Origin of the sequence: Luteimonas sp. RC10, assembly GCF_014192745.1 — a bacterium.
Classification (GTDB): Bacteria; Pseudomonadota; Gammaproteobacteria; order Xanthomonadales; family Xanthomonadaceae; genus Luteimonas.
In genome coordinates, this window is the sequence record NZ_JACHYJ010000009.1 from 88,289 (window position 1) to 102,846 (window position 14,558).

Consider the following 14,558-nt stretch of genomic DNA (forward strand, 5'->3'; position numbering starts at 1 on the left):
CCATTTCCCCGGCGCCCGGCCGTCGCAGCGGCCGGACGCCCGCATGATGCGGCGGGGTCAGCGCGCGATGCTGGCGCGCACGCTGACCCGTTCGAACGCGCGTTCGCCGACCACGCGCAGGTACCAGCGCCCCGCGGCAGGCGCGGCCACCTGGATCAGTTCGTTGTTGCCTGGACGGCGCGAGCGCAGGTCGAAGTCGTCCGGCGTCGGCATCGCGGCATGCGACGCGTACAGCGACACGTCGCCGCTGCCACCCGAGGTCAGCACCCGCAGCGTGCGTGCGCCTTCAGGCACATCGATGCGGAAGAGCTGCGACGTCCCCGCCGCGCCCGATACGCCCTGGACCGGCACGCCATCAGTCAACGGCAGCGCCGGATCGGCGATCACCGCGGTCGCTGCCGTGGCGCTGTTGTCGCCCTCGTCCGGATCGTGGGTCTGCGCGGTCGCAGCGACCGTCAGCACCAGCGTCCGGCCGACCGCCGAGGCCGGCGCGGTCGCCGACAGCGCGAACGCCGCCTCGCCAGCCGCCGCGAGCGCCTCGTGGTTGCACGACAACGTCGTCGTGCCGTCGCCGACGACCGGCGCCTCGCAGTCCCAGCCCGCCGGGGCCGTCACGGCAAGGTCCGCGAGTTCGCCGTCGAAGACCGCACCGACACCGGGGAACTGCGCGGCATCGGGCCCGGCGTTGCGCAGCACGGCCGAGAACGCCAATGGCGCGCCCTCGACAACCTCGGCATTCGCCGCCTCGGCCTCGATGCCCAGGTCGGCCACCGTCGCCGGCTGCAGCCGCAGCAGCAGCACCGTGGGATCGTGATCGGACAGCCGGGTCGGCGTGGTCGCGTCGTTGCGCGCGGTCTCGGGGAAGTCGGCGTTGATGCGCGCATGGCTGACGTCGAGCCCGACGACCATCGGCGAATCGATGACCGCCTGATTCAGCAGCACGTGGTCGAGCGACTGCGCCTGGTAGTCGAAGACGAAGGAATAACGCTCGTCCTCGGCCGCCTCCAGGGTCATGTTCAACAGCGACGGCGCCACCAGCACTGCGCCGTCGCTGTCGATCGCGGTCTGCGCATCCGGCGACGGCAGACCGGTCGTCGTGCCCATCGCGTCGACGTAGCCGTCGTTGAACTCGAAGGCGTTGAAGTCGCCGAGCACGACGATGTGCCGGCTGGCATCGGCCCGCTGCATGTCGTCGATCAGCGAGGCCAGGAACTCGGCCTGCCGCTGGCGCTTGGCGCGCACGCGCGCACCGCCGCTGATCCAGCCGTTGCTGCCGCCGTCGTCGGCCTCGATGCCGCTGAGCGAGCGCTGGTGGACGACGATCGCGGTGAACGGGAACCGGCGGCCGTCGGCGAAATGCGCGACCGCATCGAGCACCAGCGGCGGCCGGTCGTTGAGCACGCTGGTCGAGCCGTTCGGGTTGACCAGCACCGCGTCCGCGCCTTGCTGCACGACCGAACGCACCTCGATCCTTGCGATGCCCGGCGCGACCGCGCCGGTCCGCACCAGGAAGCCGACATCGATACCGCCGACGTCGAAGCCCTCCTGCAGGTAGGCGACGTAGCCTGGGTCAGGCTGGCCCGCGGCCACCGCATCGGCATTGATCCGCGCGGCCAGCTGCTGCAGCACGCCGAGATTCTCGACCTCGGTCACGCCGACGACATCGGGCATGTGCAGGAAGGCGCGGATGCCGATCGACGCCTTGACCAGCCGTCGCTCCAGCGCCGCGGCGGTCAGCGTCGGGCCGCTGTTGCCGTCGTTGACGGTGTCGAAGAAGCGCTGCAGGTTGTAGGTCGCCAGACTCACGTGGTCGGGACCCGGCGGCGCCGCCGGACGCACCTCGCCGGCACCGCTGCAGTCGGTGTCGAGCGCACTCTCTGGGTAGATCGTGTAGCGGCGGAAGGTGTAGTCGAGCGGCCCGGTCAGCGAGCCGCCGACGATGCGGCAGCCCGCTGCGAGATCGGCTGTCGGCGCACCGATCGTGGTGCTGTTGACCACGATCGTCTCGGGATTGAAATCCCAGCGCGGGATCGCCGGCGCACTGCTGCCCAAGGGATCGGGATCAGGTACCTGGATGCCCGGCTCGCGGAACGGGCGCGGGGTGCCGGTCACCACGACCGCGAACCGGCCGTTGCCGGTCGCAGTCGCGGCGCGCTCGTCGACGTTGCCGCCGGTCGGCGCCACGACGGTGAAGCTCGGCGCGGTCACGCGCATCCCCTCCAGCGGCTCGAGCTGGTCGAGACCGCCGTCGGCGCGCGGCAGGTCGACGGTCAGCACGACCGGCGCCGGCAGCGCGTGGCCGCTGGACAACGCGACGACCGAGGCGTCGGTGATCTCGGTCAACGGCAGCTGGTGCGGGTCGGCGGCCGGCACGTACTCGATGACCGTGCCCTGCACCAGCACTTTGTTGCCGACGGCGGCATCGGCGGGCGGCACGCTGCCGGTGAACACGAACACGCCTTCGGAGGTCATCGGATCGCCGTCGTCCTCGCCATCGGGCGTCTGGATGAAGAAGCCGTTGCTCTTGCGGCCGGTCACGATGCCGGTCGTGGCGACGGGCTGGTTCTCGACCGGCGAGCGGGCGCCCGGCCCTTGGATCTGGTGGATCGGCAGCGTCAGCACGTCGTCGTTGACGATCAGCCCGGTGCCGCGCGCCTTGGCGACGAGCGCACCCTCGACGTCGGCCAGGTCCACGTGGAAATCCTCATCGGGCTCGACGGCCTGATCGCCGACCACGTCGACGTGGATCGTCAGCTCGCGCTGGCCCGGCGCGAAACGGCCGGTCCCGGACTTGGCGATGTAATCCTGGTCGGCCACCGTCGCACTGCCATCGGCGGTCGCGTACGCGAAGTCCACCCCGTCCGGTCCCGCCGGCTGGTTGAGGCTGACGGTGAAGAAGAACGGCGTCGTGCCGCTGTCGCCCTCGGCGCCGCGGGTATCGCCGATGCTCATGTACAGCGCACCGCCCCCGCCGCAGACGTTGGGCACCGAGGCCGTGTTGCGCGGCGCCGGCGCGGCGGCCGAGAAGTCGGCGGCGTTGTCGTCGCTGTCGGTGCAGCCACCGCCGGCACGCACGGCGGCCAGCGCATTGCCCAGCGCCGGGGCGGGCCCCGAGCCTTCGAAGAAGTTCGCGCCGCCAAAACCCACGAGGTCGAGGATCAGCGCCTGCTGTGCCGGGGTGCAGGGCGTGCTGCCGCCGTTGCAGCCCAGCCCGGTCGCGGTGTCGGCCAGCACCACCTTGCCCGCGCTGCCTGACATGTTGATCGTGCCGCTCGCATCGGGCGCCGGCAGCGGGTCGCCGTTCGCGCCGCCGGCCAGTGCGACCAGGAAGTAGCCGCCGGCAGGAATGTCGACGCTTGGCAGCACCACGATCTGGTTGGCACCGGCGCCGAAGTGGCCGTTGCCGGTCGCACTCGCGTACTGCAACGACTTGCCGGCGAGCGAGGCGGGCTGGGCGCCGGCGTTGAACAGCTCGACGTAGTCGGCCTGGTAGGGGGCGCCGGCGTTGCCGCCTCCGCCATAGACCTGACTGACCACGACCTGGGCCTGCGCGCCGGTGGCGGCGAAGGCCAGCAACAGCGCCGGCAACAGCCGGCGGACGGTCTCGTTCATGCGTCGGTTCCCTGACATCCCCGGGCGAAGGCGCCCCACCCCGATGGTGAACCGCCCGGGTGTCGGTTGCATGACGCTGTGCGGCATGGCCACCCTCGGGGCCCACGGCACGTCCTGCGCTACGCTGTGCCGATGACCATCGACCGCAACCAGCGTCCGCTCGAGGACGGCATCCACCGCGACCTGTCCGGGCGCCTGACCTATGGCGGCTACCTGCGCCTGGACCTGCTGCTCGCCGCCCAGCAGCCGCTGTCCGAGCCGCCGCACCATGACGAGATGCTGTTCGTGGTGCAGCACCAGGTCTCGGAGCTGTGGCTGAAACTGATGATCCACGAACTGTCGGCGGCCATCGCGCACCTGCGCCGCGACGAGGTCTGGCGCTGCCGCAAGGTGCTGGCACGCTGCAAACAGGTGCTGCGCCAGCTGACCGAGCAGTGGTCGGTGCTCGAGACGATGACGCCGGCCGAGTACATGGAGTTCCGCGATGTGCTGGGCCCCTCGTCCGGGTTTCAGTCGCTGCAGTACCGCACGGTCGAGTTCCTGCTGGGGAACAAGAACGCCGCGATGCTCGAGGTGTTCGCGCACGTTCCCGACGGCCAGGCCGGATTGCGCGCAGTGCTGGAGCAGCCCGGCCTGTATGACGAATTCCTGCGCTATCTCGCGCGCTGGGGGCACCCGGTCGCGCCGGCCCACGTGGCGCGCGACTGGGCGCAGCCGCACGTCTTCGATGCGGACCTGGTGCCGGTGCTGCGCACGATCTACGAGGACACCGACCGCTGGTGGCGCGAGTACGCGCTGTGCGAGGACCTGGTCGACCTGGAGAGCCAGTTCCAGTCGTGGCGTTTCCGCCACATGCGCACGGTGATGCGGATCATCGGCTTCAAGCGCGGCACCGGCGGCTCGAGCGGTGTGGGCTTTCTGCGCCAGGCGCTGGAACTGAGCTTTTTCCCGGAACTGTTCGAGGTCCGCACCCACCTCGGCCAGCCGACCCCGACCCTGCCCGACTGAGGCGCCGGCCGGTCCGATGCCCATGTCCGGGAACGCGCTGCCGCTCTGGCTCCAGGCCGTGGCCTGGACCGCCGCGATCGCAGTGCTGCTGCGCCAGACCGGCGCGCTGCGCACACATATCCGCGCGGCCACGCCCGACACATTGCGCGTGCTGCTGGTCGCGGCCCTCGCGCTGGCGGCGATGCGCTGGTTCAACACCGCGGCGCTGCAGGGCGTGATGCTGCATTTCCTGGGCGCAACCATCGCGACCTTGCTGTTCGGCGCCGGCGTCGCCTGCTGGGTAATGGCCGCCGTCAGCCTGAGCGGCGTGCTGCTGGGCGCGGCGTGGCAGGGCTGGGCCGCCGACTTTCTGGTCACCGGCGCATTGCCGGTCGCGGTCACAGCGGTGGCCTCGCGCGCGGCGCTGCGCTGGGCGCCGCGCAACATCGTCGTCTACGTGATGCTCAACGCCTTCGCGGCCGCCGCACTGGCGATGGCGGCCTCGATGCTCGCCAAGGCCACCGTGACCGCCTGGCTCGGCGGCCGGACGGTCGATGCCTATCTGACTGCGACGCCGCTGTTGATGTTCGCCGAGGCGTTCTTCTCCGGCACGGCCATGGCCCTGATCGTGGTCTACCGGCCGCATTGGTGCACGAGCTTCGACGACCGCGCCTACCTCTGGCCGCAGGCGCCGATGTAGAAGGGCCGCCCGGCGCGCGCCTGTGCACGACACGGCAAAGCCCCCGCCCGGCACACGCCCGCGCACCGTAGCGGCCTTCCGCACCGACGCGGTCGCCGCGTGCGGCGTGGCATACCGAGCCCGGCCCTGCCACCTGGGGGGCACCCCAGCACCGCCTTCACATGGCGCACACTAAAGTGCGCTCCCCATTCATCATGAACAGGAATCGCAACAATGGCGATGTTGACCGCGACGATCGCAGGCGGGCTCATGGGCTTCGGCCTGATCAACTTCATGGCGCACAAGGCCAAGAGCGCGAACCACCCGTGGGACGTGCGCGAGTTCACCGCCGACGGCGACGTGCTGGGCCGGGTGGACGCCTGGGCTGCAGCCAACGGCTACAAGCTCCGCAGCGACGACGGCCGCCGCCGCGTCTACCAGAAGGGCATCAACATCCTGACCGCACCGGTGCGCCTGGACGTCGAGCGCGACGGCAACCGCTACACCACCCGCAGCTACGTCCACGTCGACGGCCTGCTGCTCAAGGGCGACCTCGCCCTGTCCTATCCCGGCGTGATGGCCAAGCTGCCGCGCGCCAACGCCCTCAAGGCGCAGAACCAGCTGTTGGCCGAGCTGGGCCAGCCGCCGCTGGCCTGACCCGATCTGGCCGGCCCGCCCCGTCGGCGACGCCGGCGGAGGCGGCCCTGGAATCGACGACACGCCAGGCATCACGGCTTGGCCCGACGCTCGCAGCCTGCGTCGTGACTGTGCCGTGTCTCCAGGGCGTCAGAGCCGATGGCCTGCTCGACGCACTGGCTATCCCCAGACCTCGCGCATGACGCGTGCAAAGTTGCCGCCCATCAGCTTGGCGATGCGCGTTTGCGAGTGACCGCGACGCGACAGCAGCGCGCCCAGCGTTTCCAGTCGTCGCGCGTGGTTGAGATCCGGAATGAAGGTGTACAGCTCCGGCGTATTGCCCGCCTCGAAGAAGCCTATCTCGAGCATGTACGTCACCCATTCCCGATTCTGCGCTTCGAACTCGGGGGTCCGTTCGACGGGCGACACCGAGGCATCGGTGCCCAACCCGACGTGATCCTCGCCGCAGACATTGATCGCGTGTTCGATGTGCCGGATCAGATCGTCGGAGGTCGGCTGGCCCTGCTTGCGGAGATAGGGCCAGAAGATCATGCCGGCCACGCCGCCGCGATCGGCCATCGCCCGCAGGATGTCGTCGGGCATGCAACGCGGGACATCCGAGAGCGCGGCGCATCCGGTGTGGCTGAACACCAGGGGCCGCTTCGATGCCTGGACGCTCTCCATCGCGGTTCGCCTTCCAGCATGCGAAAGATCGACCAGGATGCGCTGCGACTCCAGCCCCTCGATCACCAGCTTTCCGAAGTTACTGAGCCCTGCATTGCCTGGCTCCATACATCCATCGCCCACCAGATTGCGGCGGTTGTGCGTCAGCTGGATCACACGGACGCCGCGCTCGCGGTACATGGCGATCCGGTCGAGATCCTCGCCCAGCGGTGAGGTGTCCTGGAAGCCGTAGATCAGCCCAAACTTGCCGGTCTCGGCGCTACGCGTCAGGTCGTCGGCGGTCAGGACCTGCATCAGATGATCAGGATGCAATGCCAACTGCCGATCCCAATGCGCCAATTCGCGCAGGGTCGTCTGGTACCCCTCGTCGCCGAACCAGAACCGTCCAGAAGGCGCGAGCGTGAGCACCACCGCATCGACGCCCGATGCCCTGGCGTCTTCAAGCGTCTGCGCATCGAGACTGCGATCCGCGGGCCCACCCCAGCGCCCGAGCCCCCCGCATCCGTCGATCACCAGCATCTTGTCGTAAGGCGGCCAGGACAGCGGTGTGTTGTCTCGCTCAGGCGCTGCTGCCGCCAGCGCCTGCAGTGCCGGATGCGCCGCCAGCACCGTCGCACCCGTGGCAATGAGCCATTCCCTTCGATTCATGACGCCTCCCTGCGTGCAATGGATGCGTTGAAGCCCCGGGCCACTGGCGCCCGGCTAACCGCCGCCGTTTGGGCAGCGTCCCTCGCTGCTTCCGCGCTTGGGCGAGCATCTCACACCGAAGGCGACCGCGCGACGCGATCCAGCCAAGCGCACAAACCCTGCGCGTTGAGCGCGATGTCGCCGCCGAGCACCTCGTGCACGCGTGCAGGCGCGTTGACGATGCCGTGGGCCACGGCCCGTTCGGTGTAGAGCCCGACCAGGCCATCGACGATCGCTGCCTGCCGATCGTCGCGCCCGTTGGCCGCCTGCGCGATCGCGACCATCGTATCGATCAAGGTATGCAGGTCGCTGCCCAGTCGCGTGCACTCGGTCACCTCACCGTAGTGGGCGATCCGGATCGAGGCCGGCGCACGCGCCAGCAGCCGATCGACGGAGGCGTGCATCTGCTGCGGATCGAACTGCACCGGCGAGGTCGTCGGGACGATGAAAGCGCCCGCGTCGGTATCGAGTTCGCGATAGGAAATACCGAAGGTGTCGCCCGCGAACCAACTGCGGGTGGCTGCGTCCCAGACGCTGTAGTGGTGGCGCGCGTGGCCGGGCGTGTCGATGCATAGCAGCGGCCGACCCGCCAGATCGACGACATGGCCGTCGTCGGCGATCACCACGCGCGCCTCAGGCACCGGCAACATGCCGGCATGGTCGCGCGCGAAGTCCGCTTCGCCGTACACCGCCTTCGCGCCGGCGATCAGCCGCGCCGGATCGATCATGTGCGGCGCGCCGCGCGGATGTACCACGAGTCGCGCATTGGGCAGCGCGCGCATCAACGGCCCGGCGCCGCCGGCGTGGTCGAGATGTACATGGGTGACCATGACCCAGTCGACCGATGCGCGGTCCACACCCGCCGCCTCGATCGCGGCAAGCACGCGCGGAGCGCAGGTCGCGGTCCCGCAGTCGATCAGCGCGGCGCGCCCCTTGTTGTGCACCAGATAGGCCGCGCACAACGCGGGCCGCACATAGCCCGTATCGATGATGGTGATTCCGCCGCTGTCTTCGCGCATCGCGTCGTTCCCAGGTCCACTACCGGCAGTCTAGGTCGTGCGCCGGAAGACGCGCATGGGCCTTTGGTCGTAGGCGCGGCGCAGCCTGACCTCAGTCGCGCGGACGCAGAATCAACAGGCGCAGCACGAACGCGGCACCGAGCACCGCCAGGAACACCCCGTAGCCGACCGCGGTCGCCAGGATCTGCTGCCACATGTGGCCATGCACCGGATCGGCACTCGTCTGCGCCCAATAGATCGAGACCATGAAGGCGGCGACCGACACCGCCAGGCTGACCAGATCGTAGAGCACGCGCCGCATGCCACGCGGACGCCGCGGATAGACCCAGAACAGCACGCCGAGGATCGCGAACCACGGCAGGAACAGCAGCAACGTCAGATTGAACTCGACGAGCGGGTTCATGATGCCGCCTTCTCCGCCTCCACCGCGGCGATCGCATCCAGCGCGGCCTGCACGTCGGCCAGCGTGACGCCCTCGCCAAGTTCGGCCGGCGCCTGGGCCGGAGCCAGCTCGCCGCGACGCAGGCGCGCAATGCTCTGCCCCGCCTCGCGCGGCGCGTCGAAGCCGTGGCTCTGCAGCAACACCCGGTCGCCGTCCACCAGCTTGAAATAGAACCGGCCGTCGGCCTCGCGGTACTGCTTGAACTGCGGCGGCTCGCTGCGGATCGCGGCCGCACCGGCGGCGGCCGGCACCGCCACGCGGCCCAGATCGCGCAGGCCGACCGCGTCGCGCAGCTGCGCCAGCAACGGGGTCGCGTAGCGCTCGCGCAACCGGCGCCCGCCATCGCGCAGGATGTCCTCGATGTCCGATGGCCGCGCGATCAGCGCTTCGTAGCGCTCGCGCATCGGCGCGATCTCGCGCTCCATCACATCGAGCGCCTGTTGCTTGGCCTCGCCCCAACCGATGCCGTCGGCGAAGGCCTGCGCGAAGGCGGCCGTCTGCTCGGGCGTGGCGAACGCCTGGTAGAGCTGGAACAGTGCCGAGCCCTCGGTGTCCTTCGGCTCGCCAGGCGCACGCGAGTCGGTCAGGATCGAGAACACCAGCTTCTTGAGCTGCGCAGGTGGTGCGAACAGCGGAATCGTGTTGTCGTAGCTCTTGCTCATCTTGCGCCCGTCCAGGCCGGGCAACGTGGCGACGTCGTCGTCGATCACCGCCTCGGGCAGCGTGAACCACTCGCGCCCGTACAGATGGTTGAAGCGCTGCGCGAAGTCGCGCGCCATCTCGATGTGCTGGATCTGGTCGCGCCCCACCGGCACGCGGTCGGCGTTGAAGATCAGGATGTCGGCCGCCATCAGCACCGGATAGAGATAGAGCCCGGCGGTCACCGACGCGTCTTCGTCCAGCCCCTGGGCCCGATTCCTGTCCACGGCGGCCTTGTAGGCATGCGCCCGGTTGAGCAACCCCTTGCCGGCCACGCAGGTCAGCAGCCACATCAGCTCGGTGGTCTCGGGGACATCGCTCTGGCGGTAGAACCAGACCTTCGCCGGGTCCAGGCCCGCGGCCAGCCACGTGGCCGAGACTTCCAGGGTCGAGCGCTGCACCCGGGCCGGGTCCTGCGTATTGACCAGGCTGTGGAGGTCGGCAAGGAAGTAGAAACTCTCGGTGTCCGGCGCCTTGCTGGCGGCGACCGCCGGGCGCACGGCGCCGACGTAGTTACCGACATGCGGCGTGCCGGAGGGCTTGATGCCAGTGAGGACGCGCAGGGGACGTTGTGACATGGCAGCAGCGACAGACCAGGGATGTCCCAGTCTACCTGTTCGACTGCAGCCGATCCCCGCTCGCGCCACCAGACCGGCACGTCGACGCACTGATCTGATCGCCGGCCCCTGCGGCCGGATACGAGAACGGGCCGGCGAACCGGCCCGTCGTGGCACATTGAATCTCGATGAAGCGGATCAGTCGAGGGTCTTCTCGAACTCGCGCACTTCCTTCTCGGCGCGGTCGCGCTCCCAGCCGTACTTCTCCTGCAGCTTGCCGGCCAGATACTTGCTGTCGCCGGCCGCGACGTCGAACACGTCGTCCGTCAGGTCGCCCCACTTGGCCTGCGCCTTGCCCTTGAGCTGGGTCCACTTGCCGGAAATGATGTCTTTGTTCATCGTCGTTTCGTCCTGTCGTGAGATCGGAAGGCCCGCGAACGCGATGCGGATTCGATCGCAGCGGGCTTAGGGAGATCCTCGCGCAGCGCGCATCAAGCGGCGGTCAAGGGAACATGATGTCGGCCGTCACATCGCTGAGCGTTGCCCTCACCGTTCATGAGACCGATACGCAGACGGTACCCTCCCGCGCGCACGAAAAAGCCGGCATTCGCCGGCTTTTTCGGATTGCATGGCGCGAAGCTTGGATCAGGGGCGACGCGTGGTGGCGCCCGTGTCGTTCGCACTGTCTTCCATCTTCTCACCGACCTTCTGGACGTCCTGGCCAGCGCCGCGGACGGTGTTGCAGGCGCTCAGCGAGCCGGCGGTGAACAGGGCGAGCAGCAGAAGTGCAGTCAGACGCTTCATGGGATTCTCCAGGGAGGTTTCGCGGGCGATTGCGCAAGCAGGCAACCGTTGGGCGGACTATAGGAGCCCGCAGTGTGAATGCCGCGTGCAACGCGCTGGCATCGTCCCGGCTGCGGCGCCCTGCATCGGGGCCGTCAGTCGCGCATCAGCGTCGATTTTCCGAACAGGCTTTCGACCAGGTCCACCGCCAGCTCCGCAGTGGCGTTGCCATGGTCGAGCGCGGTGTTGACCTCCACCACGTCCAGCGAGCCCAGCCGACCGGTGTCGGCGATCATCTCCATCACCAACTGCGCCTCGCGATAGTTGATGCCGCCCGGGACCGGGGTGCCGGTGCCCGGGGCGATCGTCGGGTCGAGCACGTCGACGTCGAAGCTCACATGCAGATGGGTGTCGGCATCGACGCCCTCGAGCGCCTGCTCGACCACGCGCCGCATGCCGACCTCGTCGATGTAGCGCATGTCGTAGATATCCAGGCCGTGCGCCTTGACCAGGCGCTTCTCGTCCGGATCGACCGAGCGGATGCCGATCTGGCGGAACTGGTCGACCCGCGTGGCCGGCGCCTCGCCGCCGAGCCCGGTCAACACCTCGGGCCCGATCCCGCACAGGCAGGCAACCGGCATCCCGTGCACGTTGCCCGACGGGGTGATCTGCGAGGTGTTGAAATCGGTATGCGCATCGAGCCACAGCACGCGCAAGGTCTTGCCGACCGCCCGGCAGTGGCGCGCGACCGCCGCGATCGAGCCGATCGCCAGGCAGTGGTCACCGCCGAGCATGATCGGCATGCGCCCGCGCGCGAGTTCCGCCGACGAGGCCTCAAGCACCGCCCGGTTCCAGGCCACGACCTCATCGAGATGCCGGTAGCCGCCCTGCGGGCCCTGCCAGGGATTCCGGGGGCCCTTGAGGTCGCCCAGGTCGACCACATCGATCCCCCGCGCCAGCAAGGCTTCGGCCAGACCGGCCACACGCAAGCCTTCGGGGCCCATCGAGGCACCGCGGCGTCCAGCGCCCACGTCCGTGGGCACACCGAAGATCGAGACCGGCGAGTACGCGTGCTGCATGGCTTCTCCTGGGAACTGGGGCGCAGGCCGCGGGCGGGCGGGGCCACACGCGGACGACGGACTGACGCTGTGCGGCCATGGGGAAGCGCCTGGGCGGCGCGGGTCGCGGAAACGGCGTCTGGATGGTGCCGGTCGCCAGGCCCGAAACCCGGGCAACCGACTGAACTGGTTTGGAGCTTCTAGCAAAACCGTCAGGCGTGCTACGACACTTCCGTGGGCGCGCCACTGGTAAGAGGCGCAGTCTATCAGCCGGGGCGCCATGCTCCGAACCTGGCCCACTCGATCGCCAAGGAAGGATCATGTACGCAAGCGCGGGACTGGCCCTCCTCTTTGCCGCCGCAGCAGCAACGCAAGCGCATCCGGGTGGCCTCAACGCAGAGGGCTGCCACAACAACCGGAAGACCGGCGATTATCACTGCCACAGGGCGCCGTCGGCACCGGCGCCGCCACGGCAGCGACTTGCTCCATCCAGCGTCCTGCCAGCCGCGGGGTGGTCATATCGCAACTGCACCCAGGCCCGGGAGGCAGGCGCAGCACCCGTCCGGCGCGGAGAGCCAGGCTACGGGCCGCACCTGGACAGGGATGGGGACGGGATTGGCTGCGAATAGCCAGTATTGCCGTCCACACGCCCGTTCTGCCGGGCTACCGATCTACGCTGGGTGCGCTTTTTTCAGCACGCCGAGTGCGCGAAGAGCAGTTGAGAACTGACGGGGAGCGCCGCGCCAGCGTCGCGCGGGTCGCAGCCCATGCGACCACGGCCGGGATGATGCCCGGCATGCCTTCCAGATCAACAGCCAAAGCCGCCCTCCTACGCTCTCGCGAGCCGCATGTGGTCCCGCCTGCCGGCCTGGCCGACATGCCGTCGCTCGGCGATTCGACCCTGGACGACCGCGGCTGGCGGAATCCGCTGCGCGGCGAGCATGTCGATCGGTCTCGGTGGGAGGCGTACAGGATCGGGCCGGAGTCGTCGCGCGTGCTATCGAGCGTGCGACTGGTGGAAGACGGCATGTTTGAAGTCACCAGCGGCGAGGGATTCGCCCGCGTCTCGGACCCGCAAGCCGCGTTCGAGTTGGCCGCCGGCTGGGCGATCGCAAAGCTGCCGGATTGACGCGGAGGCGCTAGGCAAGCGCGGTCGGCAATACCATCCAAGCGCCCGCGACCAGCGCCAACACGACGCCCGCGCCAGCTGCCAGAACCACGCTGCAGCCCATGGCACGACCGAGCTTCGCTTGCCGGCCTGACCTGGTGGTGGGGATCCCGGTCATTCGCGCGAAGTCGCGCTTGGCCTTCGTCACACCCAAGACCTTGTTCCACGAGACGATGCTTTTCTTCCGTCTAGCCATTGCGCTTCCCTCCGCATTCGGTCTTTCCTGGACTTTGCGCGTTCGGTGTGACTTTTCCCAATCAGCGCGCGGCGCAGCGATACGCCGCCCGAAGCGCCACGTCGACACCGGTACCGACTTCGGCCTCCTGCATCTCGCGCGGCGCGCGCGCTGCGTACTTAACGAAGCCCTCGACCACCTCGCGGTGCGATGCACCAACGGGGAAGCAGTACGGGTTGCCTGGCGCGACGGACTTGTTGTCGATCACCGCCTGCACGTAGGCGAAGCAGTAGGCGCCGCGCGCTGCCTCGGCGGCGGGCGGCTCGTCGCCTGGTATCCACGGCTGCAGTGCATCCCGGCACCAGGTCGCGAGTTCGCCGACGGTGCGCGGCGGCTGATCGACGCCGGAGGCCGACACCGCAGGCGCCAGTAGGATGATCACAACCGCGGCCACGCCGGCCGCGATGCCTCCCTGCTTCATCGTCATCCCATGGACGGAGTCGGTCCGATTCTATCCAGACCCGGACGTTCGTGGTCCCCCGCCCTTTGGGATGACCTGGAATCGGAAGATGGTGCCGGCACCCGGGTTCGAACTGGGGACCTACCGCTTACAAGGCGGTTGCTCTACCAACTGAGCTATGCCGGCATGGGGCGGCGAGGCCGCGCGGGGATTCTAACCTGCATCCTGGGCGGTGGCGCAGTGGCCGGGTTCGACCCGGGCCGCCCCGGTGCGCGTGCGCAGCGCGGCATCGGCCGTTGCCGCGTCGACCAGCGCGTCGAGCCAGGGCTGCACCTGGCCGCCGATCGGCTCGGCCTGTGCGGCGAAGCCGGCAGTGCGCAGCGCCTCGACGCGCGCCTGCGCGGGCGCTTCGCTGTCGAAGCGGCCCAGCGCGATGCCATGCGCGTCGTCGCCATCGGCGATCACGTACTGGTCCTCGATTCCGGCCGCGCGCAGCCGTGCGGCCATCGCATCAGCTGCGGCGCGGTCGCGCTGCGGCGGCAGCCAGACCCGCCAACCGCGCGGCGCGACAGCGACTTCGCGCGCGAACACGCGGGCACCGTCGCTGGCCAGACGCCGGCGCGCGGCATCGCGTGCGGCAACGTCGGCGAATGGGCCGAGTGCGACGCAGCGCGGCGCTGCCACCGCGTCGCCATCGCTGTCGCCGTCGAGCGCCGCGGCCTCCTCGCTCTCGAAGGCCTCGGCCAGCGGCATCGGTGCCTGCGGTGCGGCCTGCGGCGGGAGCAAGGTCAGCGTGGGCGCGGTCTCCGCGGGGAGAGGCGCCGATTCGACCGGGGTATCGCGCAGTGCCCACCACGCGGCGACACCGAGATTGAGGATCACCAGCAACAGAACGAGCGCGCGCAGCAGCAT

General features: G+C 69.4%; 14 protein-coding genes and 1 tRNA gene. 4 read left to right on the plus strand and 11 right to left on the minus strand.

The features are described 5' to 3' along the window. Nucleotides 1–57: 57 nt before the first annotated feature. Nucleotides 58–3,612 carry a pre-peptidase C-terminal domain-containing protein gene (locus FHW73_RS15730; RefSeq protein ID WP_183427707.1) on the minus strand — a complete coding sequence of 1,185 codons (3,555 nt, stop codon included), beginning with the start codon at nt 3,610–3,612 and terminating at the stop codon, nt 58–60. A gap of 132 nt (nt 3,613–3,744) precedes the next feature. Here FHW73_RS15730 and FHW73_RS15735 point away from each other — a divergent pair, with 132 nt between their 5' ends. The 3 genes from FHW73_RS15735 (at nt 3,745) to FHW73_RS15745 (ending at nt 5,935) form a co-directional block, all read left to right on the plus strand. Continuing rightward, nucleotides 3,745–4,620: a tryptophan 2,3-dioxygenase family protein gene (locus FHW73_RS15735; RefSeq protein WP_183427708.1), complete on the plus strand. Its 876-nt coding sequence runs from the start codon at nt 3,745–3,747 to the stop codon at nt 4,618–4,620. A 22-nt stretch (nt 4,621–4,642) separates the two neighbouring features. Continuing rightward, nucleotides 4,643–5,299, plus strand: a complete 657-nt coding sequence (locus FHW73_RS15740) for an energy-coupling factor ABC transporter permease (protein WP_183427709.1) — start codon at nt 4,643–4,645, stop codon at nt 5,297–5,299. Nucleotides 5,300–5,512: 213 nt separating this feature from the next. Continuing rightward, nucleotides 5,513–5,935: a hypothetical protein gene (locus FHW73_RS15745; protein ID WP_183427710.1), complete on the plus strand. Its 423-nt coding sequence runs from the start codon at nt 5,513–5,515 to the stop codon at nt 5,933–5,935. A 159-nt stretch (nt 5,936–6,094) separates the two neighbouring features. On the opposite strand, the gene FHW73_RS15750 is transcribed toward FHW73_RS15745, so the two are convergent. The 7 genes from FHW73_RS15750 to rocF form a co-directional block, all read right to left on the minus strand. Beyond that, nucleotides 6,095–7,246 carry a membrane dipeptidase gene (locus FHW73_RS15750; protein WP_183427711.1) on the minus strand — a complete coding sequence of 384 codons (1,152 nt, stop codon included), beginning with the start codon at nt 7,244–7,246 and terminating at the stop codon, nt 6,095–6,097. Between the two features lie 110 nt (nt 7,247–7,356). Beyond that, nucleotides 7,357–8,304 (minus strand): MBL fold metallo-hydrolase, encoded by a 948-nt coding sequence (locus FHW73_RS15755; RefSeq protein WP_183427712.1) that lies wholly within the window; start codon nt 8,302–8,304, stop codon nt 7,357–7,359. Between the two features lie 91 nt (nt 8,305–8,395). Continuing rightward, a complete protein-coding gene (locus FHW73_RS15760; protein ID WP_183427713.1) occupies nt 8,396–8,707 on the minus strand; it encodes a hypothetical protein in 312 nt (103 codons plus the stop codon). Further along, nucleotides 8,704–10,023, minus strand: a complete 1,320-nt coding sequence (locus tag FHW73_RS15765; protein WP_183427714.1) for a tryptophan--tRNA ligase — start codon at nt 10,021–10,023, stop codon at nt 8,704–8,706. Before FHW73_RS15765 ends, FHW73_RS15760 begins: the two co-directional genes overlap by 4 nt. A gap of 177 nt (nt 10,024–10,200) precedes the next feature. Next, a complete protein-coding gene (locus FHW73_RS15770) occupies nt 10,201–10,401 on the minus strand; it encodes a CsbD family protein (RefSeq protein ID WP_183427715.1) in 201 nt (66 codons plus the stop codon). A 246-nt stretch (nt 10,402–10,647) separates the two neighbouring features. Next, on the minus strand, nt 10,648–10,806 hold the full coding sequence (locus tag FHW73_RS15775) for an entericidin A/B family lipoprotein (RefSeq protein WP_183427716.1): 159 nt from the start codon (nt 10,804–10,806) through the stop codon (nt 10,648–10,650). A gap of 134 nt (nt 10,807–10,940) precedes the next feature. Continuing rightward, nucleotides 10,941–11,864: an arginase gene (gene rocF, locus FHW73_RS15780; RefSeq protein WP_183427717.1), complete on the minus strand. Its 924-nt coding sequence runs from the start codon at nt 11,862–11,864 to the stop codon at nt 10,941–10,943. A 682-nt stretch (nt 11,865–12,546) separates the two neighbouring features. On the opposite strand from rocF, the gene FHW73_RS15790 reads away from it, so the two are divergent. Beyond that, nucleotides 12,547–12,972: a hypothetical protein gene (locus FHW73_RS15790; protein WP_183427719.1), complete on the plus strand. Its 426-nt coding sequence runs from the start codon at nt 12,547–12,549 to the stop codon at nt 12,970–12,972. 296 nt (nt 12,973–13,268) lie between these two features. Here FHW73_RS15790 and FHW73_RS15795 read toward each other — a convergent pair whose 3' ends face one another. The 3 genes from FHW73_RS15795 to FHW73_RS15805 form a co-directional block, all read right to left on the minus strand. Continuing rightward, nucleotides 13,269–13,667 (minus strand): Rap1a/Tai family immunity protein, encoded by a 399-nt coding sequence (locus tag FHW73_RS15795; RefSeq protein WP_183427720.1) that lies wholly within the window; start codon nt 13,665–13,667, stop codon nt 13,269–13,271. Between the two features lie 89 nt (nt 13,668–13,756). Beyond that, nucleotides 13,757–13,832 (minus strand) — tRNA-Thr (locus tag FHW73_RS15800). Nucleotides 13,833–13,859: 27 nt separating this feature from the next. Beyond that, nucleotides 13,860–14,558 (minus strand): SPOR domain-containing protein, encoded by a 699-nt coding sequence (locus tag FHW73_RS15805; RefSeq protein WP_183427721.1) that lies wholly within the window; start codon nt 14,556–14,558, stop codon nt 13,860–13,862.

Bases quoted from the DNA above. Each gene is read 5' to 3' on its own strand.
- FHW73_RS15730 (WP_183427707.1), bottom strand. From the start codon at position 3,612: ATGAACGAGACCGTCCGCCGGCTGTTGCCGGCGCTGTTGCTGGCCTTC.
- FHW73_RS15735 (WP_183427708.1), top strand. From the start codon at position 3,745: ATGACCATCGACCGCAACCAGCGTCCGCTCGAGGACGGCATCCACCGC.
- FHW73_RS15740 (WP_183427709.1), top strand. From the start codon at position 4,643: ATGTCCGGGAACGCGCTGCCGCTCTGGCTCCAGGCCGTGGCCTGGACC.
- FHW73_RS15745 (WP_183427710.1), top strand. From the start codon at position 5,513: ATGGCGATGTTGACCGCGACGATCGCAGGCGGGCTCATGGGCTTCGGC.
- FHW73_RS15750 (WP_183427711.1), bottom strand. From the start codon at position 7,246: ATGAATCGAAGGGAATGGCTCATTGCCACGGGTGCGACGGTGCTGGCG.
- FHW73_RS15755 (WP_183427712.1), bottom strand. From the start codon at position 8,304: ATGCGCGAAGACAGCGGCGGAATCACCATCATCGATACGGGCTATGTG.
- FHW73_RS15760 (WP_183427713.1), bottom strand. From the start codon at position 8,707: ATGAACCCGCTCGTCGAGTTCAATCTGACGTTGCTGCTGTTCCTGCCG.
- FHW73_RS15765 (WP_183427714.1), bottom strand. From the start codon at position 10,023: ATGTCACAACGTCCCCTGCGCGTCCTCACTGGCATCAAGCCCTCCGGC.
- FHW73_RS15770 (WP_183427715.1), bottom strand. From the start codon at position 10,401: ATGAACAAAGACATCATTTCCGGCAAGTGGACCCAGCTCAAGGGCAAG.
- FHW73_RS15775 (WP_183427716.1), bottom strand. From the start codon at position 10,806: ATGAAGCGTCTGACTGCACTTCTGCTGCTCGCCCTGTTCACCGCCGGC.
- rocF (WP_183427717.1), bottom strand. From the start codon at position 11,864: ATGCAGCACGCGTACTCGCCGGTCTCGATCTTCGGTGTGCCCACGGAC.
- FHW73_RS15795 (WP_183427720.1), bottom strand. From the start codon at position 13,667: ATGAAGCAGGGAGGCATCGCGGCCGGCGTGGCCGCGGTTGTGATCATC.
- FHW73_RS15805 (WP_183427721.1), bottom strand. From the start codon at position 14,558: ATGCTGCTGCGCGCGCTCGTTCTGTTGCTGGTGATCCTCAATCTCGGT.